Below are 21,759 nucleotides of genomic sequence, written 5' to 3'. Positions count from 1 at the left end.
CGCACACCTTAGTAGTAGGCGTTTTCTTTCTGCGTGTGGTCGGTCACGTCGCGGACACCTTTGAGCTCCGGAATGCGCTCGAGCAAGGTGCGCTCGATGCCTTCCTTCAGCGTCACGTCGGCCTGGCCGCAGCCCTGGCAACCACCACCGAACTGCAGGACGGCGATGCCGTCTTCGACCACGTCGATCAGGCTGACCTGACCGCCGTGGCTGGCCAGCCCCGGGTTGATCTCGGTTTGCAGGTAGTAGTTGATGCGCTCGTTGACCGGGCTGTCGGCGTTGACCATCGGAACTTTGGCGTTTGGCGCCTTGATGGTCAACTGGCCGCCCATGCGGTCGGTGGCGTAGTCGACAACGGCATCGTCCAGGAAGGCTTCGCTGAAGTGGTCGATGTACGCGGTGAAGCTTTTGAGCCCCAGCGCGGTGTCTTCGGGTTTTTCTTCGCCCGGCTTGCAGTAGGCAATGCAGGTTTCGGCGTACTGGGTGCCAGGCTGGGTGATGAAGACGCGGATGCCGATGCCAGGGGTGTTCTGCTTGGAGAGCAGATCAGCCAGGTAATCGTGGGCGGCGTCAGTGATGGTAATAGCGGTCATGGAAACTCCTCGCAGGCTTGGGCGCAGTTTACGCCAATCAACGCGCCGGACAAAGTCCTAGTATTTTTGTCGGGAAAGAATTGTGGGAGCGGGCTTGCTCGCGAAGGCGTCGCGTCAGGCAAATCAATTGCGACTGACACACCGTTTTCGCGAGCAAGCCCGCTCCCACAGGGGATCTGCGTCCGATCAGAGGTTCTCGTAGCGGTTCATGTCCAGTACGCCCTCTTCCACCGGATCGTTTTCGTGGATGTAGCGGCTCAGGTCATGGAAATAAGCCCAGAATTGCGGATGACTGCGGCGTATTCCCCAGCGTTCGACGATTTTCTCGAAGCTGTCGGTGTCCTTGGCGCTCTCCATCGCATCCACAAACGCCGGCACTTGCCCAGCCGGGATGTTGAACATGAAGTTCGGGTAGCTGCTGAGTACACCCGGGAAAATCGTCAGGGTATCGAGCCCCGGTTGATAGCGCAGCGATTCACCAAGCAAAAACGCCACGTTGCTGTGGGCACGGTTACGCAACAGGCTGTAGACCTCACGCTTGCCGCTACCGGTTTCAATACGCAGCAGCGTGGCCTCCGGCAACTGATCGATGACCTTCAGTCCGGCGGCCGGACGCGAAGTCAGGCGGCTCAATGCCTGCTCGACACTTTGCAGATCCGGGTCGATGTTTGGTCGCGAACAGTAAGCGCCGTCGCAGCGATTGATCGGGTCGGGCCTTGCATTGAGATCGCCATAACGGGCCAGCAACTGCATGGCAAAGTCGCGCTTGGGGTCCAGCGCGTCAAGCTTCAGCGCGGTCGGCTTGTCGTCGTCGATGGTCTCGTAGTCGAGCCACATCTTGAATTTGCCACTGTTCTGATACCAGTCATCAAGGTAGTCATCCCGGGAGTCGGCGGGCATCAGGCGCAGGAAATTCTGTTCGGCACCGTTGCGGATCAAGTCGAAATACAAGCGCGTCTGAGCCTGATGGGACAGGTTCCCGAACACATCGAAGTTCACTGCCAGTTGATAGTAGGTGCGCTCCAGCAGCGGATAGTCGAACAGCCATATCGTTTGCGGCACCTCGCCGATCAGGCCTTTGGTCACCGAAGCACTGTCGAAATGGCGGAAGATACTCAGCAACGCATTGTCGTTGCCGGCCCACAGGGTCGACCAGCTCGGTGCTGGCTCATCGGCGTAGCTGTCCCGACGCAAGGCTTCGTATTCGTTACGCTTGTCGCGGTAGTCGTGCCACAGGCTGAGGACGCTGCCGACATCATCGTTCTGCCCCGGCATCGCCAGCAACGGCGTGGCCTGTCCGCGATAGTTCGGATCGGTGACATACAGGTCGTGCTCGGGCGCCTGGAACAGCGCCCAGAAATTATCGCGGATCACGTCCGTGGCGATCTGGCCGCGACACACTGGCCCACGAATGAACGTGCGCACGAAGTATTCAGCGTTATCGAGCATGAACTGATAGCGCGCCTGGGCCGGAATCGCTTCGAAGGTGGCAAACGGGTTGGCCCGGCTCTGCGGTCCATAGCCCGGCAATGCTTCGACCTGCCAGTTGCCGCTGTAGAACAGGCTCTTGACCCGCGCCAGCTTCGCCGGACCCAGCGCATAGGTGATGTGGGTCTTGTGCACGATCACGCCCTGCACCGGCCGCAAGCGATAGTAAAACTGCGTGCCCGGATCATCGTTCGGACGACGGGTGTTGATCAGGTCGATCGGCTGGCCGGTCGGGGTGCGCGAACGCACCCACTGGAAGAAGTGCCCAGGCTCACCGTCCTTGAAGTAGAGGTGGGCCAGGAACCAGTGCTCGTACAGCCAGCGCCCCACCAGGCTTTCCCGGGCGCCTAGCGAATTGAGCAGGTTTTCCCATTGCACCACCTGCAAGGCTTCCCTGGCGCTTGGCGCCAGTGCCTGCTGATCGATCGGCGCGCCTGCCGCCAGCCAGCGTTGCAACGTCTGGTACTGCTGGTCTGTCAGGCCGGTCACTGCCAGCGGCATCCCCTCTTTCGGATGCTTGGCGGCGTAGCCGTCGAACTCCGCGGGCATGGCACACATGTTTTCCCGGTTCAGGCCCAGGACGATGTCTTCCGGCAGCTTCGCGTTGGGTTGCAACGGAGTCTTGTGGCCAAGCTCGAGCATCCGCGCCATCAGTGCGGCCTGGTTGCCCTGGGTATCAAGCACCGAATAGAAACCCTTTTGCTGCCAGGCCTGTTTGCCGGAGGCGTCATAGAACAGGCGGGTCGGTGCAACCGCCTGGCGGCGGTCACCATCGTAGACCGGGACTTTGGTTGCGCCACGTGCCGCGCCCTCACCGCTGCCCAGGTTGAGCTGACAGGCGGCGTCATTGCAAGCGTGGCAGGCCACGCACTTTTCAGTGAAGATCGGTTGAATGTCGCGGCTGTAGGAGATAACAGGTGACATGGCAGAGGAAATCGCCGGGCCTTGCGCCAAGGCGCCCCAGCTTAAAAACAGCAGCAATGTGCCGATGACGAAGCGATACGACATGTCCCTGGTCCCGAATCCTGAAAAAACGCCGCGATTCTACCGGTCTGTCACCCTTACCAACATGAACGATATTCATGCAAATTCGAGTCACGCTCCAAAAGCGCACAGGTTTGCTATCATCCCGGCCCTTCGTCATGGCCTTACCGAGTAGTCCAAATGTCCGATCGCAGCGTTCGCCTTCAAGCTCTCAAGCACGCCCTCAAAGAGCGCATCCTGATTCTCGATGGCGGTATGGGCACGATGATCCAGAGCTACAAGCTCGAAGAGCAGGATTACCGTGGCAAACGCTTCGCTGACTGGCCAAGCGATGTCAAAGGCAACAACGACCTGTTGGTACTGACTCGCCCGGACGTGATCGGCGGCATTGAAAAAGCCTACCTGGATGCCGGCGCCGACATTCTGGAAACCAACACCTTCAACGCCACCCGGATTTCCATGGCCGATTACGGCATGGAAAAACTGGCGTACGAATTGAACGTAGAAGGTGCTCGCCTGGCGCGCAAGGTCGCCGATGCGAAAACCCTCGAGAACCCGGACAAACCGCGTTTTGTTGCCGGCGTGCTCGGCCCGACCAGCCGTACCTGCTCGTTGTCCCCGGACGTCAACAACCCTGGTTACCGCAACGTCACCTTTGATGAGCTGGTGGAGAACTACACCGAAGCCACCAAAGGCCTGATCGAAGGCGGCGCCGACCTGATCCTGATCGAAACCATTTTCGACACCCTCAACGCCAAGGCCGCGATCTTCGCCGTACAAGGCGTGTTCGAGGAACTGGGTGTCGAACTGCCGATCATGATTTCCGGCACCATCACCGACGCCTCCGGCCGCACCCTGTCGGGCCAGACCACCGAAGCATTCTGGAACTCCGTGGCCCACGCCAAGCCGATTTCCGTCGGCCTGAACTGCGCCCTTGGCGCCCGCGAATTGCGCCCGTACCTCGAAGAGTTGTCGAACAAGGCCAGCACCCACGTTTCCGCGCACCCTAACGCCGGCCTGCCGAACGAGTTCGGCGAGTACGACGAACTGCCGTCGGAAACCGCCAAGGTCATCGAAGAGTTCGCCCAGAGCGGCTTCCTCAACATCGTCGGCGGCTGCTGCGGTACCACGCCGGGCCACATCGAGGCCATCGCCAAGGCCGTTGCCGGTTATGCGCCGCGCGAGATTCCGGACATCCCGAAGGCTTGCCGCCTCTCGGGTCTGGAACCGTTCACCATCGATCGCAACTCGCTGTTCGTCAACGTTGGCGAACGCACCAACATCACCGGCTCCGCCAAGTTCGCCCGTCTGATCCGTGAAGACAACTACACCGAAGCCCTGGAAGTCGCCCTGCAGCAGGTCGAAGCCGGCGCCCAGGTGATCGACATCAACATGGACGAAGGGATGCTCGATTCGAAGAAGGCCATGGTGACCTTCCTCAATCTGATTGCCGGCGAACCGGACATCTCCCGCGTACCGATCATGATCGACTCCTCCAAGTGGGAAGTGATCGAAGCCGGCCTCAAATGCATCCAGGGCAAGGGCATCGTCAACTCGATCAGCATGAAAGAAGGCGTCGAGCAATTCATCCACCACGCCAAACTGTGCAAGCGCTACGGCGCCGCGGTGGTGGTGATGGCCTTCGACGAAGCCGGCCAGGCCGACACCGAAGCGCGCAAGAAGGAAATCTGCAAACGTTCCTACGACATTCTGGTCAACGAAGTGGACTTCCCGCCGGAAGACATCATCTTCGACCCGAACATCTTCGCCGTGGCCACCGGTATCGAAGAACACAACAACTACGCCGTCGATTTCATCAACGCCTGTGCCTACATCCGTGACGAGCTGCCGTATGCGCTGACCTCCGGTGGTGTGTCCAACGTGTCGTTCTCGTTCCGTGGCAACAACCCGGTGCGCGAGGCAATCCATTCGGTGTTCCTGCTGTACGCGATCCGCGCCGGCCTGACCATGGGTATCGTCAACGCCGGTCAGCTGGAGATCTACGACCAGATCCCGGTGGAACTGCGCGACGCCGTGGAAGACGTGATCCTCAACCGCACCCCGGAAGGCACCGACGCCCTCCTCGCCATCGCCGACAAGTACAAGGGCGACGGCAGCGTCAAGGAAGCCGAGACTGAGGAGTGGCGCAACTGGGACGTCAACAAGCGTCTGGAGCACGCACTGGTCAAAGGCATCACCACCCACATCGTCGAAGACACCGAAGAATCGCGCCAGTCCTTCGCCCGACCGATCGAAGTGATCGAAGGCCCGTTGATGGCTGGCATGAACATCGTCGGCGACCTGTTCGGCGCCGGTAAAATGTTCCTGCCTCAGGTAGTAAAATCCGCCCGCGTGATGAAGCAGGCCGTAGCCCACCTGATCCCGTTCATCGAACTGGAAAAAGGCGACAAGCCGGAGGCCAAGGGCAAGATCCTGATGGCGACCGTCAAAGGCGACGTGCACGACATCGGCAAGAATATCGTCGGCGTGGTGCTGGGCTGTAACGGCTACGACATCGTCGACCTGGGCGTGATGGTGCCGGCGGAAAAAATCCTCCAGGTGGCCAGGGAACAGAAGTGCGACATCATTGGCCTGTCAGGCCTGATCACTCCGTCGCTGGACGAGATGGTCCACGTCGCCCGCGAAATGCAGCGTCAGGATTTCCACCTGCCGTTGATGATCGGTGGCGCCACCACCTCCAAGGCGCACACGGCGGTCAAGATCGAGCCGAAGTACAGCAACGACGCGGTGATCTACGTCACCGACGCCTCCCGCGCCGTGGGCGTGGCGACCCAGTTGCTGTCCAAGGAACTGAAGGCTGGTTTTGTCGAAAAAACCCGCCAGGATTACATCGAAGTTCGCGAGCGCACGTCCAACCGCAGTGCCCGCACCGAGCGTCTGAGCTATGGCGCGGCCATCGCCAAGAAGCCGCAATTCGACTGGGCGTCCTACACGCCGGTCAAACCGACTTTCACTGGCACGCGGGTGCTGGACAACATTGACCTCAACGTTCTGGCCGAATACATCGACTGGACGCCGTTTTTCATATCCTGGGACCTGGCCGGCAAGTTCCCGCGCATTCTCCAGGACGAAGTGGTCGGTGAAGCCGCCACCTCGCTGTACAACGATGCAAGGGAAATGCTGCGCAAATTGATCGACGAAAAGCTGATCAGCGCTCGTGCGGTGTTCGGCTTCTGGCCGGCAAACCAGGTGCATGACGACGACATCGAGCTCTATGGCGATGACGGCAAGCCAATGATCAAGCTGCATCACCTGCGCCAGCAGATCATCAAGACCGACGGTAAACCGAACTTCTCCCTGGCCGACTTCGTCGCGCCGAAAGACAGTGAAGTGACCGACTACGTGGGTGGTTTCATCACCACCGCCGGCATCGGCGCCGAAGAAGTGGCCAAGGCCTACCAGGATGCTGGCGACGACTACAACTCGATCATGGTCAAGGCCCTGGCCGACCGCTTGGCCGAGGCATGCGCCGAGTGGCTGCACCAGCAGGTGCGTAAAGACTATTGGGGTTATGCCAAGGATGAAGCGCTGGATAACGAGGCACTGATCAAGGAGCAGTACAGCGGCATTCGTCCGGCTCCGGGCTACCCGGCCTGCCCGGATCACACCGAGAAAGCCCAGCTGTTCGCCCTGCTAGACCCAGAGGCCCAGGAAATGCGCGCAGGCCGCAGTGGCGTGTTCCTCACCGAGCACTACGCGATGTTCCCGGCTGCGGCAGTCAGCGGCTGGTACTTTGCTCACCCGCAGGCGCAGTACTTCGCCGTGGGCAAGATCGACAAGGACCAGGTGCAGAGCTACACGTCGCGCAAAGGCCAGGAACTGAGCGTTACCGAGCGCTGGCTGGCGCCGAATCTCGGTTACGACAACTGAGTGATCAACTGAAAAAAACCTTGTGGGAGCGAGCTTGCTCGCGATAGCGGCGTATCAGTCAACATTGATGTTGAACATCAAGCCCCCATCGCGAGCAAGCTCGCTCCCACAGGTGATTTACCTGTTTGAGGCAGCCGTCAGCTCCGCGACCTCCTGTCGGGACAACTCGATCATCTTCGCGTTGCGCGCCGCTCTCTGCTCGAAAAGCTGAGTCAGTAATGCCGCATCGTCAGCGCTTTCCACTTCCCCCTGAACATCCATCTCATCCAGAGCCCTGAACACCTCAGGATGTTTTTCCTTGAGATAACTCTCCCAATAATCGCGCTGAATCAAGTCTTCGAAAAAGCCATCGGATTGCTCTGCATTGGTGATCTCGATACGCGCGTCCGCCAGTTGTTGAGCGGTCACTCCCGAGGCATAGGTCATGTGTTTCGGTTGCCCTGGCAGCTCCAGGCCGTCCGCCCATCCTTGTGTCAGCCCGATTCGATAGCCTAAACGTATTTCGGCCTCATCCTGCCCGGTTTGCACGGCGATTTTCCTCGCGAGATCGTCGACCTTGTCCAGTCGAAACAGCTGCCGGGATAAATTCAGCAGTGCATGCCCCTTCACACTCGGTCGCCCGAAGGGAATATCAAGCAAGGCATTGTGGGTGAAGACTCTGCTTTCCAGTCCGCTGAACGTCAGGATTCGACCGTCGACACAAGTGCCGTGGGTGCTGGAACTGGCAAACAGAATGTCTCGCAGTTCGGCATTGCTGGCGGCGGCTTCAATGACCGTCCAGACCCGTCGCGTCAGATCGGCGTTTGCCACCCTGAACTCCTGCGTATCCTGCAGTCGCGAAAGCAGGTGAAAGAACGCCGCATTGTCCGGTTCCGCCGCGAGCTGATTCCATAACGCGGTTTTGCTCGCCACCTCCTCAGGAGGAAGATTGGCCAACCACGGTGTTTTCTGCTCGGGATCCGGCTCGGTCTCAGGCAGGTCCTCATCCGTATCGATGTCTTCACTGCTGTCGCCGCCATCACCGTTGGCGTCATCGATCAACTCATCAAGATCGGCCCGCGAGATCCCCAGCACCGTGTCGTGGAGGTCCGCTTCACGGTAATTTCTGAGACGTTCGAGGCTCTCAAGCGACAGGTTGTAGTTGTCGCTCAAATCCGTACCGGCCGTCAAAACGTCATGGTCGCCACTCAGGGCCTGCTCGGGGATCGACGTGATGTCGTTGCCACTGAGATTGAGCGTGCCCAGGTGTTGGCTGTCGAACACCCCTTCCGGCCATTCGGTCAAATTATTGTTGCGCAGATCCAGTGTCTCCAATTGCTCGAAAACACCGACATCAAAGGCATCCAGTTCGTTGTAGCTCAAGTCCAGCCAGCGCAGACGCTCCAGATTACTCAATGCGGTATACAGCAGCTCGGCATCGTCAATCAGGTTCGAGGACAACTCCAGTCGCTCGAGCCTGTCCATGTCACAGACCGGCTCTGGAACGCCATCCAGCCCATTGCCATTGAGGTCCAGGGTTTTCAGGCGAGTAAAGGCCTTGAGGAACCCATTGGAACCTTGCCGGGTAAGTTTTACGCTCGTCAGTTTCAACGTCCCGACATGCTCGAACGATGCCGGCACCTCGGGAAGGTCACCCAGTTGCAGACCGTTCAGATCCAGCACCGCATCAGCCACCGCGCCCGTGCTACTCAGACCTGTGCGCCAGCATTCGACGATCCGCAAGGCAGCCTGCCTGCGAATGCTGGAAGATGTCATCCAGCCGTTTCCGCGAGATCCCCGGGTAAACAGCCAGCCATTCAATTGGCGCGTGAGCGTTTCATAGGTTTTCTCCCATTCGGCAATTTTCACGCTCGCAGCTTCGCTGCCTTGCATCTGTTCGATCATTTGCAAGGCGTCATCATCGGCGAGTGTCGGTTTCAGGCGTTGCAGGCGCTTTGTCAAAACCGCAACCCCTTCTCCCGCCGGGACTTCCGGCAGCGGCAACAATTGACGTGCGATCGAACTGGCGCTTTCGAACGGCGGAAAATCCTGTGGCACCGGCTCCAGGTCGAACCGTTCCAGAGTGCCGGCCGGGAGACCTTTGGCCATTTCCATTCGATGCCGGGCTGCGTTGCGCATGGCGACGGCTTGAGGAGTTAAAGGTGTGCCCGTGAGGTTGGTCTTGAGCAGCGTCTCATCCGCAAGTGGCTGCGGCAGCGCGTTGACCTTGCTGTCCCGCAAGTCCAGCCAATGCAACTCTGGCAGTTCCTGCGCTCCGGTCGGCCATTTTTGCAGTGCCGTTCCACTTAGGTTCAAGGACTTGAGGCGGGTCATTGCACTGACATCCAAGGTATTCAACGGGTTGTTGCTCAAGTCCAGGTGTTGCAGTGCCTGCAATCCATCAAAAGCCTGCTGAACCCCGGCATCGCCAACAATCCGGTTATTGGAAAGATCCAGATCAGTCAGTTTTTCAAGATCACCGGGCGCAAAGGGCACTTCGGTCAGACCGCTGCCACTCACATCAAATTTTTCAAGCCCGGGAAACTTGCGTACGAAACTGCGGACCTTCTCGACGGGAGCTGTATTACCCTTCAGATACAAGGTTCGCACTTCAGGGAAGGCGCCGTCCGGCAATTCGGGAAACTCACTCAACGCCAGGCTCGGCAAATCGAGTACCGAAGCATCGGCCGTCGAGCCGTAGCGTTTGAATGCACCATTGCGCCAGCAGGTTCTCAGGGCATTCGCCGTCCATGTACGTCCCATGATTTCGTTGGCCGCTGCAGGCATCCGCAAAGCGCTTTGGGACCACGCCTCAAGATGCCGGTTGAGCTGATGATGCTGCTCACTCAATGCTTCGACGGCGTCGAATCTCGCCCCTGCGTCTTGCCACTGTTCGACAAACTGATCGAATATTCCCGCGAACGGGTCATTGATGCCTTCACCAAGACGTTTCAACTCGCCCCTGCTGTAATCCCTGACCATTTCTTCCAGGTCAACAAGGTGTTCGGGCTGACGCCGGAGATACTCATATGCCTGTTTGAAGTTTGGACGCAGCATGTTCGACCAATCCAGCGACAACCCGGACCACAGCTTTTCATGCCCTTCGAAAATACCATCGGGGAATGTACTGATGGCTGTCCCGGTGAGGTTCAGACGTTCAAGATGGGGCAGTTCCAGAACCCCGGTTGGCCACTGATCCATTGAGGGCGCGATCACGTCGAGCAAACGCAGATTGCGTAGCCGGCTGACGTCCAACGCCACGGGAACACCCCAGGTTGAATACACGCTGAGCTCCTCGAGCGTCGTCAACGCACCGAGTCTCGACGGCATTTCTGCTGCGAAGGGCGCGGCTGAATACAGGCTCAGAACCCTGAGGTCCGGCATGCTGCTCAGCACTTGGGGCACGGTGCTGAAATCGTTGCCCGTGGCATTGATCCGCAATCGTTTGAGCTTGGGAAAATTCGCCAACAATGCATCGACATTGGCGTCAGTGATGCTTCGACCCCGGACATACAGATCACCCACATGGGAGAAGTCCGCCGACAGCGCAGGGATCGGGTCGTCACAGACCAACTCAAGCATTCTGTAGCGCGCATGCTCCCCGGCCAGTGGCGAATTGCGCCAGGATTGCTTGAGACTTAGCGCGACCGAGGCCTTGCCTCCGAGCATCGACTCCAGGACAGAACCGGCTATCGGCTCGCCGACCCATTGATCGAGCGTCGCCTCGAGGGTCTCCCACTCGCGCATACGTTCCTGCAGAAGGCTATAAATCTGTGCGTCGGTTTTTCCCGCGCGCAGCTGCGCCAGGATAAACCCATTGGCCTGCTGATCCGTCAGCGCCGGATAGACATCCTGAACCCGCGACACTAGCGAAGGATTCAAACCTTGCCCGCGCCCGCTGGCGTAGTAGCCCACCCGGCGCTCCGTTACGCGTACGGGCGGCTTGAACGCCTTGCCGTTACCGCTGCGCTGTTCCAGCATTTGCGACAATTGCGCCCGATGCTCGAAGGCCGAGTCGATGACAGCCTGCTTCAGATCGACGCTTTGGCCCACGTGTGGAACGCCCAATGCGCGACGGGATTCATCGGGCAACGCGTGCATGATCGAGGCGTAAAAGTTATCGCCGGTGGCGGGCACGCCGTTCAGTGTTTCGCCAAGCTCGTCGAATGCCTGATAGGACGGGCCATTTTTAACCAGGTACTTGCGGATCGTCGCGGCCTCGCTGCCAATCCCATCGATAAGCGAACCCCCGATATGGCCATCGCGGATCTCCAGCCGCACTTCGTCGGACCAGCCCGGCATTTTTTCCAGGGCATACAGTGCGAGCCACCGGCTGTCGGCGGACAGCTCAGCGTCCATACGCAGGCCAGTGAAAGCCCGAGCCTGACGCCCCTGTTGTGCATACCAACGGGCCTCCTCCAGCATTTTCAGGGGAATTCGACCCGTTGATTTCAGGCGGGTGAGCTCTTCGGCATTGGCATCGAGCAGAATCCTGCGGGCAGCGGCATTGCTCAGCCCCGGGCTGGCGCGTTGCAATTTTTCGAGCAGTGGTCCGCCGGTGCCGGGGTCGGCTTCGAACAGCCCTAAGGCGTGGGCCAGCTCCGGCGGCGGCGCCAGGTGATCTATGTGCATCTTGCGCAAGGCATTGTCCTCGACACCACAGGCCTCGGCGATGTCGAGCAGTTGCTCATCGGAAAATGCCTCGGTGGTATGGCCGATGCGCCGCAGCAGTGTCAGCCGATCCCAGGTCCGGGGACGCTCCAGCGCATGGCGCCAGGCGCCATGCCCGTTGTGTTCGAGTATGGGTTGCCAGGCGTCGGTATCCGTCGGATGCCGAATGCGCCATTTTTTCAGCGAAGGGTCAAAGGTTGTTTCGTAGACCTTGCCTCCCTGCCGAATGAAGGTTTTGCCATTTATCCGGTGCAGCCCCGACGCATCAGGGACTGAATGGCGAGGCAGGATGAGGTTACGTTCGTAACCGCTCAGGTCAGGTTTCCATAAGCGGGTTTTGCCGTCGGCGTGCTGGATGGGCTGCAGACTTTCAACCAGCGGCTCGGGTTTCACCGCCGTCAGCTTGGCCAAGCCTTTGCCCGCACCGGCCATCACCGCGGCCAGCGCCAGATTCTCGGCCACATCGACCAGGTGCGCCTTGGCCGCCGTTCGATCCCCTTCACTCCACTCGATCGCCCCCTCAAACGACTCGTACAGCAACTGCCCCGCCATGACCGTCAGCATGATCTCCCCCAGCACCGGCACGAACATCGACACCATGTTCAATCCGAGCATGCCGATTTCCAGCAGGTGGTTGAGCTTTTGCGCCCGTACTCGCGCATCGACCTCCGCCGTGGGCACCGCATGGCTGCGTGCGTCGGCGATGACTTTCTTGCGGTTTTGCTCGTAGAGATAAGTCCACAGATCGCTGTTGGCGGACCAGATGCCCGCCACGCCCTCGCGAATGATCCCGAATGGATTGAGATAGGGATCTTCGACCGGCTCACGTTTACCCGCAGGTTCTGGCGGCAGCTCTTTGATACGGACGACGGACGACAACGGGGGCACGTACTGGAGGACCTTCAACCAGAATGAATGCAAAGGATCAGTCGGAGAGTCGGCGGCCTTGCGGGTGAACTGGCTGAAGTAATAAGGGCGGTCGGCGTAGGCGACGAACTGGCTGAAAAAACGCTGGAAGGCGGTCGGCTCGCCGCCACTGGCGGGCAATGCGTCCTGGGTGGTGAACTGACGCTTGAATTCTTCACGCAGCTGCTCAGATGTATAGCGTTTGAGCGGGTGCTCGGGATCGTGGGGAATGTAGACGATGTAGTCGTTGGTATAGCGATATTGTTCACTGATGCTGAACACGACGCAGCCCGTCATCCTGCGCTTCATCAGGCTCAGGTCACGAAACCAGACAGGTATGTTGCCGACATGGGGATGGACTTCGCCATTAACCACCGAAAGGATCATTGCGTAATCGTCGGGTTCGATGTCTTTTTTCAGCAGCGCCAATTCAGCGGCTGCTCTCATTGCCGCTTTCTGGCTGGCAATGAATTGCTCGGACACTGTCGATGTCTTCTGCGCAGCCGTTGCCTGGAAAAACGCCTCGACACGGGTTTGATACTGCGCACCGATATCCAGCTTGCGGCAGAGTGAGAGGAATTGCGTGACCGACATGTTGAGGGTCGCGACCTCGAACGTACCAGGCGTGGAAGTCTCGACGACAAAGCCCGACCCGCGATGGAAGGCGCCCGCCTCGCATTCGGACGCTTCGAAGTTATGCAGTGCCGCCTGCAACAACGAAAGCTTCATCACCTCGAATGTGCTGATCTCGATTTCAAGATCGCTGACTTCCAGCGCTCGCCTCAGACACACCAGGGTTTTGTTGACATCGGTCTCGACCCCGAACTGATCCTTCAGCGCCTTTTGCAGTATCGGCTCGGCGAAGCTTTCGGCATCTGGCAGCGACGACATGGTTTTGTCGAGCCGGGCCTGGGAAACAAAGCTGTCATTGAAACGGTCTTTCAGTGCCTGCTGTTGCTCGCTGGACGCTCGCGAGTACCAGCGCGGCGCGAGCGAGCCGCTGGCTTTTATGGCTGCCCGTCGCTGCGGCGTGGCATCGATCAACCAATCAGGCGTCAGCTGTTCAAGAAGCTCGCGGTGAATGCTGGTTTGGCCCGCAACCAGAGGTTGACGGGGCACAGAGGGGGGATGGGTAGACATTGTGTCGCTCCTGAAAAATGGAACGACAGAACATCATTTCAGTGAACCGTATCTGCGGTAGATAGTTATCGCATCGGCCCAGACTGATTTCAAAATGCGTCGATTCGCAGGCCGGCCGCACCACTGGCCGGCAGATTGTCTATGCTCTGAGGACTTACTGACAGGCGAGGGATTTATGGACGATCCGGTCGACAACAAGCCGCCAACCTTCTGGCAGATGTTGCACAGTGTCATGGCGGCAGCGTTCGGAGTGCAGAGCAACAAGAACCGGGCGCGGGATTTTACCCACGGCAAGCCCAGTCACTTCGTGATCCTGGGGATTTTGTTCACCACGGTGTTTGCCCTGACGCTGTTTGGCATCGTCAAACTGGTGTTGCTGCTGGCAGGGATCTGAAACGGCTCAGTGCATCAGGATCTGCAGGCTGAACGGATAGCGGTAGGACGCTGGTCGCCCCTTCGCTGACAGCTTGTGGAAATCCACCCCGAAATTCTGTGCGCGGCCCAACGCCAGCAGTTGTTTGGCTTGCGCCCGGTTAATCAGTTGCAACAGCGGAAGTTGTCGGTCCCGACCGCCGTACTGGCTGATGTCGACCCCTTGGTCATAGTCATGCAGTTCAACCAGTGCCCAGCCGCCCAGGCTGAAATGCCCGCCCAGCAACACGCTCAGGCGGTTGTCGAGCAGTGCTTGCAATGCTGCGGGTGAATTGTTGATGGCGCCGAACAATGCATCCTTGCCCGGAACACCGCCCGATTCGACATACGCCTGCATGACGCCAAACGCCATTTCGTCGTTGGCCGCCCACACCAGTGAAGTCTGCGGATAACGCGTGAACAGCAGTTTGGCTTGCTCGTACGCGCGCTGACGTGTCCAGCCGCCGTACACCAGCTGACGCAAACGCACTTGCGGGTGTTCGGCCAGCGCCCGACGCATGCCCTTCTCACGCAACTGCGCCGACGGCGTGACTTTCAAACCGGAAAAAGCCAGAAGGTCAATCATCTGGCCCGGGGCCACCGGGGGATGCAACCGAATCAACTCCTTGAGCATCAGGTAGCCGCCCTCCTCATCGTTGGGCACCAGGCTGCCGATCCAGTCGGGATACTTGTCGGGTCGGGCGCCGAGCAGTTTTACCTGATCCACAGTCAAGGCATTGTTGACCAGAAACAACTTTACCCCGCTGCCTTGTGCCAGGCGCAGCACTTCGGGGGCAACTGATTGTTCGTTGACGAACACAAGGTAGTCGGGACGATTGTGTCCCTGGAGGGCTTCGCGCGCCTGCTTGATGATGTTTTCAGGCACCCGGTCGGAATACTGGATCCGCAGGTCCATGCCCAGATCCCTGGCGGCGGCCTGCATGAACTGTGAGTAACTGACCCAAAAAGCTTCCTTGGTGGTTCCCGGGTTAAGGAACAGCACTGACGCTGCTTGAGCGCACGGTCCCGCGACCATGCCCAGCGCCAGTAATACACCACTTAGAAACTTCAACATGTGTCGTCCGAGCCCCCGGAAATTCGCCGCGCATTATAGCCAGCGAAAGTCCGTAAAACGGCGACTTATCCGGTTTTTGTCAGACAATCGTCGGAACCGGGCCCGGACGGGGTCGCTTACTGATGACTGACCCAGAATACCGCAGTCCCCACGACCAGAATGATCAGGAACAAAATGGCCCATGCATCAACGGTGCTATCGCTTTTCCGTGCTTTGGTTGGGTTGCTCATTGCATCGCCTCTTGTCGGTTTTATCGGTGATTGCATAAAGACTCGAGCAGAGTAAAGACGACGATTGCCCGCATCACAAACAGGGTCTCTGTAACAATGACTCTCATTAGTCGATTTGGTTCTTTACATATGCTCAAACATCACTTTTACGCATAACTGCAAACTGGTATCGTGCCCCGGCTCCATAGGGAGTGCGCGGCCGTGCGCGCAGAATTGCCGAGGTATTATCGGACGCCAGCAAGCCAAAAAACGCCGCTGTTTCCGACCGGCCCAAGCCTGAGAACAGGACTTATATGTACGTATACGACGAATACGATCAGCGGATCATCGAGGACCGCGTCAAGCAGTTCCGTGATCAGACCCGACGCTATCTGGCAGGCGAGCTGAGCGAAGAAGAATTCCGCCCCCTGCGCCTGCAAAATGGCCTTTATATCCAGCGTTTCGCGCCTATGCTGCGAGTCGCCGTGCCTTACGGCCAACTGACTTCGCGCCAGATGCGAATGATGGCCAGGATTGCCCGCGACTACGACAAGGGCTACGCCCACATCAGTACCCGGCAGAACGTGCAGTTCAACTGGCCGGCCGTGGAAGACATTCCGGACATTCTCGCTGAACTGGCCACCGTGCAGATGCATGCGATCCAGACCAGCGGCAACTGCCTGCGCAATGTCACCACCGACCAGTTTGCCGGTGTCGCCGCCGACGAACTGATCGACCCGCGCCCATGGTGCGAGATCGTCCGCCAGTGGACCACGTTCCACCCGGAATTCGCCTACCTGCCGCGCAAATTCAAGATTGCCGTCAACGGTTCGACTTCCGACCGTGCCGCCATCGAAGTCCACGACATCGGCCTTGAGCCGGTGCACAACGCAGCCGGCGAACTGGGCTTCCGCGTGCTTGTCGGCGGTGGCCTGGGTCGTACGCCGGTGGTGGGCGCGTTCATCAATGAATTCCTGCCGTGGCAAGACCTGTTGAGCTACCTCGACGCCATCCTGCGGGTCTACAACCGCTATGGCCGTCGCGACAACAAGTACAAGGCGCGGATCAAGATCCTGGTCAAAGCGCTGACGCCTGAAGTCTTTGCGCAGAAAGTCGATGCGGAAATGGAACACCTGCGCGGTGGCCAGACCACGCTGACCGAAGCCGAAGTGCAGCGCGTCGCCACACACTTCGTCGACCCGGACTACAAGGCGCTGGACAACCAGACCGCCGCCCTGGCCGAGCTCGACCAGCAGCACCCGGGCTTCGCCCGCTGGCGCGTGCGCAACACCCTGGCCCACAAGAAGCCGGGCTACGTGGCCGTGACCTTGTCCCTGAAGCCAACCGGCGTTGCACCGGGCGACATCACCGACAAACAGCTCGACGCCGTGGCCGACCTGGCCGACCGCTACAGCTTCGGTCAACTGCGCACCTCCCACGAGCAGAACATCATCCTGGCCGACGTCGAGCAGGACAAGCTGTTCGCCCTGTGGGGCGAGTTGCGCGAGCAAGGTTTCGCTACACCGAACATCGGCCTGCTGACCGATATCATCTGCTGCCCGGGCGGTGATTTCTGCTCCCTGGCCAACGCCAAATCGATCCCGATCGCAGAATCGATCCAGCGCCGCTTCGACGACCTGGACTACCTGTTCGACATCGGCGAACTGGACCTGAACATCTCCGGTTGCATGAACGCCTGTGGTCACCACCACGTCGGCCACATCGGCATCCTGGGGGTGGACAAAAAAGGCGAAGAGTTCTATCAGGTTTCCCTCGGCGGCAGCGCCAGCCGTGACGCCAGCCTGGGCAAGATCCTCGGCCCGTCCTTCGCCCAGGAAGCCATGCCTGACGTGATCGAGAAGCTGATCGACGTGTACATCGAACAACGTACCGAAGATGAGCGTTTCATCGACACCTACCAGCGTATTGGCATCGACCTCTTCAAGGAACGCGTCTATGCAGCGAATAATTAAGAACAACGAGGTCGTCGACGAGACCTGGCACCTGCTGCCCAAGGATTTCAGTATCGACGAGATCACCAACTGCGACGACTACATCGTCCCGTTGCAGCTGTGGCGCGAACACAGCCGCATGCTCCTGGCCCGCGACGGTGGCCTGGGCATCTGGCTGGACGCCGATGAAGAAGCCGAGGAAATTGGTCAGGACGTGGCGCAGTTCCAGGTCATCGCCCTGAATTTCCCGGCATTCACCGATGGCCGCAACTACTCCAACGCCCGCCTGCTGCGTGACCGATACGGTTTCAAGGGCGAATTGCGGGCCATTGGCGACGTGCTGCGTGACCAACTGTTCTACATGCATCGCTGCGGTTTCGACGCGTTCGCCATTCGCGCCGACAAAGACCCGCACGAAGCCCTTGAAGGCCTCAAGGACTTCTCGGTTACCTACCAGGCCGCTACCGACGAACCGCTGCCGCTGTTCCGTCGTCGCTGACCGTCACCCCTTGAACCCCGCCCCGGGGTTCAAGGGGTTTACCCTTCGCGCTAAAACACCGGATTATCCACCAGCGGAATCGGACGCCCCATGGCGACCCAGTCGCGGTACAGCCGGGCTCGATCTTCCAGCACCACGAATAGCCTGAACGGATTGTCCGCATCGGCCATCCGCGTTTCGACACAGCGCAGCAACCAGCCCCACAACTCTTCTGACGCATCCGCTTCGTGGAGCAAGCGCCACACACGCGCCTGCAGCGACCAATAACCAACCCGAAAATCCGCCGTCAGGCTCAATCCATCCACGACCCGGAGCAACGCACTGCCCGATGGCTTGACGGCCAATCGTTGCCAGATCTGTTGCCGCATCTCGCGCACACTTACATCACCCTCCTCCAGCCAGGGCGTCGCACTGCCGTAATCGGCACCCGGCTCACTCAACCACAAGTTGATACCGGTGCGCTCACGATGACTCACCAGGCGCATCAACGTGTCTTCATCCGTCAGCGGATTACCCCACAGTTTCACCCGGTCCCGGGACACCGCCTGATTCAGTATCGAGTAGGGAACCCGACCGATACGGTTGCCTCGCAAGTCGAGCGAGGTGAAGTACGGCTGATCGGCAATGCCTATCGGACAATGGCTGATTCCGGTGTTCCTCAGGTTCAACACACGCAGCTCATTCATCCCCAATACCACGGGCGGTACAGTCAACGGGTTGTCACTCAGATCCAGCATTTGCAAGCTCACCAGCTCACAAAACTGCGAAGCCGTGCGCTCCTGAAGCTGCAAAAAGGTGGAACTCAGATTGAGCGTAGTGAGGTGGGTCATTTGCCGAATCGGTGGGGGCAACACACCTTCCAGCACTCCGTCTGTGCTGAGCCGCCGCAGGTCGACACGTTCCAGGTTCAGGGAACGCAGGTTCGGAAAACTTTCGAGAAAGACGCTCAGGCTCTCGCGCTCGACCAAGTGCAAGCCCCGCATCGATAGCTCGACGACCTCATTGAAGCGCACGTTCATCGTTGGCAACCTGTGGTAATCCTCGAAACTCAGATCCAGCCTGTAACCAGAGAACGTCTCGCCGGACATGACTCTATTGATCTGGGGCGGGCATTTTTGCCAGATGCCCATCAGTTCGTCGCCCAATTCAGTTCGCGTTTCACGCTCAAAGCCGATCACGGTTTGCAGCAGTTCGACATTGTGTGCCGCCACCTGCTCAGGGCTCATGCCGGCGGCGTCATCATCGTCCACCGCAAGAAAATCCACCTCCATGTCATCGACATCCAGCACGGCCTGGTCGATCCACTGGCGCAGATCGGCATGCAACTGCTGCATCTCGAGAATCAGGCGGTCCACCAGCGCTTGAGCACCGTTACCCGCCATCAGGAGCAGCTCATCCGCCTGGGCATCGGTGAAATCCGGATACAGATTCTTGACCTGCAGTCGCATGACTTCATGGGTCAGCGCAGCGGCCTGTGGCGTATTCGGAAAGCCGCCGCCGCGCAACCCCCTGGCTTCGAAGGGCAACCGCGAATCCATTCGATTCAAGCCGAGTATCAGCTCGGAGCGGGACAAGGCATGTGTACCAATACGCAAGCGCAACTGGCTGGCCGCGTCTGGGGAGCGCAGCGACATCGCCGCGCGCTCCTCCCCTGACAATAGATCGACCAGTGCGGTAAACAGGTCCGAACCGTCGCCGTCGGTAGCCGCCATCGTGGAATACCGATAGCGATCACCGACCTTGATCAAGCGCCGGCAATCCGCCGAATCGGGCGGGCCGCAACGGTCCAGGACCCGGCCACTGATTGACCCGTCGTGCACTTCGATGCGTAAGTCTTTCGGCCAACCGGGCAGGCGTGGCAGGGAATGCAACGCCAGGACATCGGTTTCCGGATGGGCGATCGAACGCAAGTACAGACCCTCATAAGCCCGGTTGAGTCGTACATGTTGTTGATACTCCCGCGACTTGCTGTCCAGACGTTTGAACAGTAACAGCGCCTCGTCAGCATCGACGGGGCGATTGATATCAACTCCCGAACGGTCGAGGATTTGCTCCACGGCGCTTTTCGGCAAACCTTGGTATTCCCGCTGAAACAGGCGAACCCACTCATGATCCGAGTGCTGGAGCGCCTGATATCGGGCGTTGAACAATCCGGCACGTGCTTGCGGGTCGGCGACGATTTCGAGTTCCTGATCGAGCTTGAAGCGTGTGATAGTGTCGGCGAGCAACGGCGTCGGCGGGCGGCCAGTCTGCATCAGACGCAGCATATCGTCGTCGACCGTACTGACCCGGGCGATCTGCGCCAATACCTCATCACTGAAGGCAGCAAGGGGGGTACAGACGCCACGCATCAGCTCCACACGTGTCGACACGGGCACCGGAGCCGGTCCGGGGGCGGGCTCGGCCGGCGTTTCGGGATGCGGATCGCTCCCGGGTTCCCGGGGTTCGTGCAACGTTCCGGCGATTTTTTCTTCGCCCTTGAGTGCCGCCACCGCCCCAACCAGCGGGAGTGCATTGAGCAAGCCGAACACCGTGCGCGTCACACCCTCGGAGCGCTGCTCCGGTGTTTTACCGTTGATGGCCTGATCGAGGCCATAGCCGGCGTCGATCAGCCCGGCCAGTACCAGGACGCCCTCGCCTCCCGGAATGAACAATGCCAATGGCCCCAGCCGGTTGATCCACTGAACGAGCGGCTCCACCACCGCGCTCAGGTTATCGCGATTGACCTGGGCATCGTCACGGATGGTTTTGACACTGGCCATGGAGGCCTGCTTCATGGTCAGCACCAATTGCGCGAACGGATCGGTGTCAGTCTTCGCGCGCTCAAGGTCGATGTAGTCCTGGGGGGCCCAGAAACCGTCGTTGTTGAACAACCCTGCGTTCTTTTTCAGCCAGTGTTCCTTCGGGTAAACCGCCATGCCCTCCAACGCCGTCGATACCCCCGCATGGAAGGTACCGTCTTCACGATCGTCCTCGGCAAAATGCGCGACCAGCGCTTGCCGTGTGGCGGCAACCCTGCCTTGGTCCACGATCCATTGGCGCAGGTGCCGGAAGTCGGCGAATTCATGCAAGGGTGAAGAGTTGCCGGGAATGTTCAGCAAGACCCGGCCGCTGTGACGGTGGCGATAACACCAGATATCGTCCGATGTATAGCGATAGATCGTCAGCCGCCCGACCTCGATCGGCGCACTGATGCGGGTGGGCGCCTGCACCTGGCCGATGGTCAACGCATTCCAGGTCTGCTGCGCTGGCAATCCGGCGGCCTGCATGGCCAAGACCAGGCCTTCCTGACTCAAACTGCCCTCCTGATGTTGCAGGCAGGCGCTCATGATAAAGGCGGCCTTGACTGAGGTTCTCAGGTCGTAAGGCGCCGCCTGGACGATACGCTTATCGGAGGGCCACGCGCGATCAAGGTAAGCCTGATAGCGGGTTTGCAGATCCAGATCCCATACCCACTGTTTGAATGCCGCTGGCTTCAGGGCAATTTGCGTTGCCGGCCCATAGACCTGGGGCGTGGTCTGGCGATAGATGCCTTCGTAGGTGTGGTGATTGCCATTGCCGTGATCGGCGAATTCATCGACATGCTCCACGATGCGAACGGACGGACCGACATCGGGCGGTGTGTACAAGCCAAATGCGCTTTCGGCAAAACGCCCGTCACCGACGGTCTGGTAGTTCGCCAGCAACGCCTGCACCAGGGTTAGCGTGTTTGCCACCTGGCCTTGCTCAATACCGCCCTGCGGTGGGTGCCCGCGATAGCGGTAATCCAGGGTGACCAACAGGGCCTTTTGCGGGTCGATGTCTGGCCCCCATTTTGCTTTGATCAACTGGGCACCGAACTGCTCGGGAGACTGCGGCAAAGCCGCGCCCACCACAGACGTCAGTATTTCGCGCAGCGGCGCAAGATCGGGAAAAAGCGGTGTCTGATGGTCATTCATATGCGTTCCATGGCAATTGTTCC

The 21,759-nt window shown here is 59.4% G+C and carries 9 protein-coding genes; 4 read left to right on the top strand and 5 right to left on the bottom strand.

Translation table 11 applies throughout. The features are described 5' to 3' along the window. Nucleotides 1-8 precede the first annotated feature (8 nt). Nucleotides 9-593, bottom strand: coding sequence for a Fe-S biogenesis protein NfuA (gene nfuA / locus AC3WTM_RS26060; protein WP_007912592.1), 585 nt, complete (start codon nt 591-593; stop codon nt 9-11). A 186-nt stretch (nt 594-779) separates the two neighbouring features. Beyond that, entirely contained in the window at nt 780-3,089 is a 2,310-nt protein-coding gene (locus AC3WTM_RS26055; RefSeq protein ID WP_102671347.1) for a fatty acid cis/trans isomerase, read from the bottom strand. 156 nt (nt 3,090-3,245) lie between these two features. Here AC3WTM_RS26055 and metH point away from each other — a divergent pair, with 156 nt between their 5' ends. After that, a complete protein-coding gene (metH, locus tag AC3WTM_RS26050) occupies nt 3,246-6,956 on the top strand; it encodes a methionine synthase (protein ID WP_102671346.1) in 3,711 nt (1,236 codons plus the stop codon). A 117-nt stretch (nt 6,957-7,073) separates the two neighbouring features. Here metH and AC3WTM_RS26045 read toward each other — a convergent pair whose 3' ends face one another. Beyond that, a complete protein-coding gene (locus AC3WTM_RS26045) occupies nt 7,074-13,652 on the bottom strand; it encodes an NEL-type E3 ubiquitin ligase domain-containing protein (RefSeq protein ID WP_102671345.1) in 6,579 nt (2,192 codons plus the stop codon). A gap of 175 nt (nt 13,653-13,827) precedes the next feature. Here AC3WTM_RS26045 and AC3WTM_RS26040 point away from each other — a divergent pair, with 175 nt between their 5' ends. Next, nucleotides 13,828-14,046 (top strand): DUF2970 domain-containing protein, encoded by a 219-nt coding sequence (locus AC3WTM_RS26040; protein ID WP_057714552.1) that lies wholly within the window; start codon nt 13,828-13,830, stop codon nt 14,044-14,046. Between the two features lie 6 nt (nt 14,047-14,052). Here AC3WTM_RS26040 and AC3WTM_RS26035 read toward each other — a convergent pair whose 3' ends face one another. After that, entirely contained in the window at nt 14,053-15,138 is a 1,086-nt protein-coding gene (locus AC3WTM_RS26035; protein WP_102671344.1) for an ABC transporter substrate-binding protein, read from the bottom strand. Between the two features lie 523 nt (nt 15,139-15,661). Here AC3WTM_RS26035 and AC3WTM_RS26030 point away from each other — a divergent pair. Then, nucleotides 15,662-17,320 carry a nitrite/sulfite reductase gene (locus AC3WTM_RS26030; RefSeq protein ID WP_102671343.1) on the top strand — a complete coding sequence of 553 codons (1,659 nt, stop codon included), beginning with the start codon at nt 15,662-15,664 and terminating at the stop codon, nt 17,318-17,320. Beyond that, the gene (locus AC3WTM_RS26025; RefSeq protein ID WP_102671342.1) at nt 17,304-17,798 is read left to right on the top strand and encodes a DUF934 domain-containing protein; all 495 of its coding nucleotides are present in this window, start codon (nt 17,304-17,306) and stop codon (nt 17,796-17,798) included. Before AC3WTM_RS26030 ends, AC3WTM_RS26025 begins: the two co-directional genes overlap by 17 nt. Nucleotides 17,799-17,848: 50 nt before the next feature. On the opposite strand, the gene AC3WTM_RS26020 is transcribed toward AC3WTM_RS26025, so the two are convergent. Next, on the bottom strand, nt 17,849-21,736 hold the full coding sequence (locus AC3WTM_RS26020; RefSeq protein WP_102671341.1) for a dermonecrotic toxin domain-containing protein: 3,888 nt from the start codon (nt 21,734-21,736) through the stop codon (nt 17,849-17,851). Between the last annotated feature and the right edge of the window lie 23 nt (nt 21,737-21,759).

The organism is Pseudomonas sp. EU05-FHT14B02 (assembly GCF_058791055.1).
Note: the sequence above shows the minus strand (reverse complement) of the source record. Positions and strands in the feature narration are given on the sequence as shown.

Bases quoted from the DNA above. Each gene is read 5' to 3' on its own strand.
- nfuA (WP_007912592.1), bottom strand. From the start codon at position 593: ATGACCGCTATTACCATCACTGACGCCGCCCACGATTACCTGGCTGAT.
- AC3WTM_RS26055 (WP_102671347.1), bottom strand. From the start codon at position 3,089: ATGTCGTATCGCTTCGTCATCGGCACATTGCTGCTGTTTTTAAGCTGG.
- metH (WP_102671346.1), top strand. From the start codon at position 3,246: ATGTCCGATCGCAGCGTTCGCCTTCAAGCTCTCAAGCACGCCCTCAAA.
- AC3WTM_RS26045 (WP_102671345.1), bottom strand. From the start codon at position 13,652: ATGTCTACCCATCCCCCCTCTGTGCCCCGTCAACCTCTGGTTGCGGGC.
- AC3WTM_RS26040 (WP_057714552.1), top strand. From the start codon at position 13,828: ATGGACGATCCGGTCGACAACAAGCCGCCAACCTTCTGGCAGATGTTG.
- AC3WTM_RS26035 (WP_102671344.1), bottom strand. From the start codon at position 15,138: ATGTTGAAGTTTCTAAGTGGTGTATTACTGGCGCTGGGCATGGTCGCG.
- AC3WTM_RS26030 (WP_102671343.1), top strand. From the start codon at position 15,662: ATGTACGTATACGACGAATACGATCAGCGGATCATCGAGGACCGCGTC.
- AC3WTM_RS26025 (WP_102671342.1), top strand. From the start codon at position 17,304: ATGCAGCGAATAATTAAGAACAACGAGGTCGTCGACGAGACCTGGCAC.
- AC3WTM_RS26020 (WP_102671341.1), bottom strand. From the start codon at position 21,736: ATGAATGACCATCAGACACCGCTTTTTCCCGATCTTGCGCCGCTGCGC.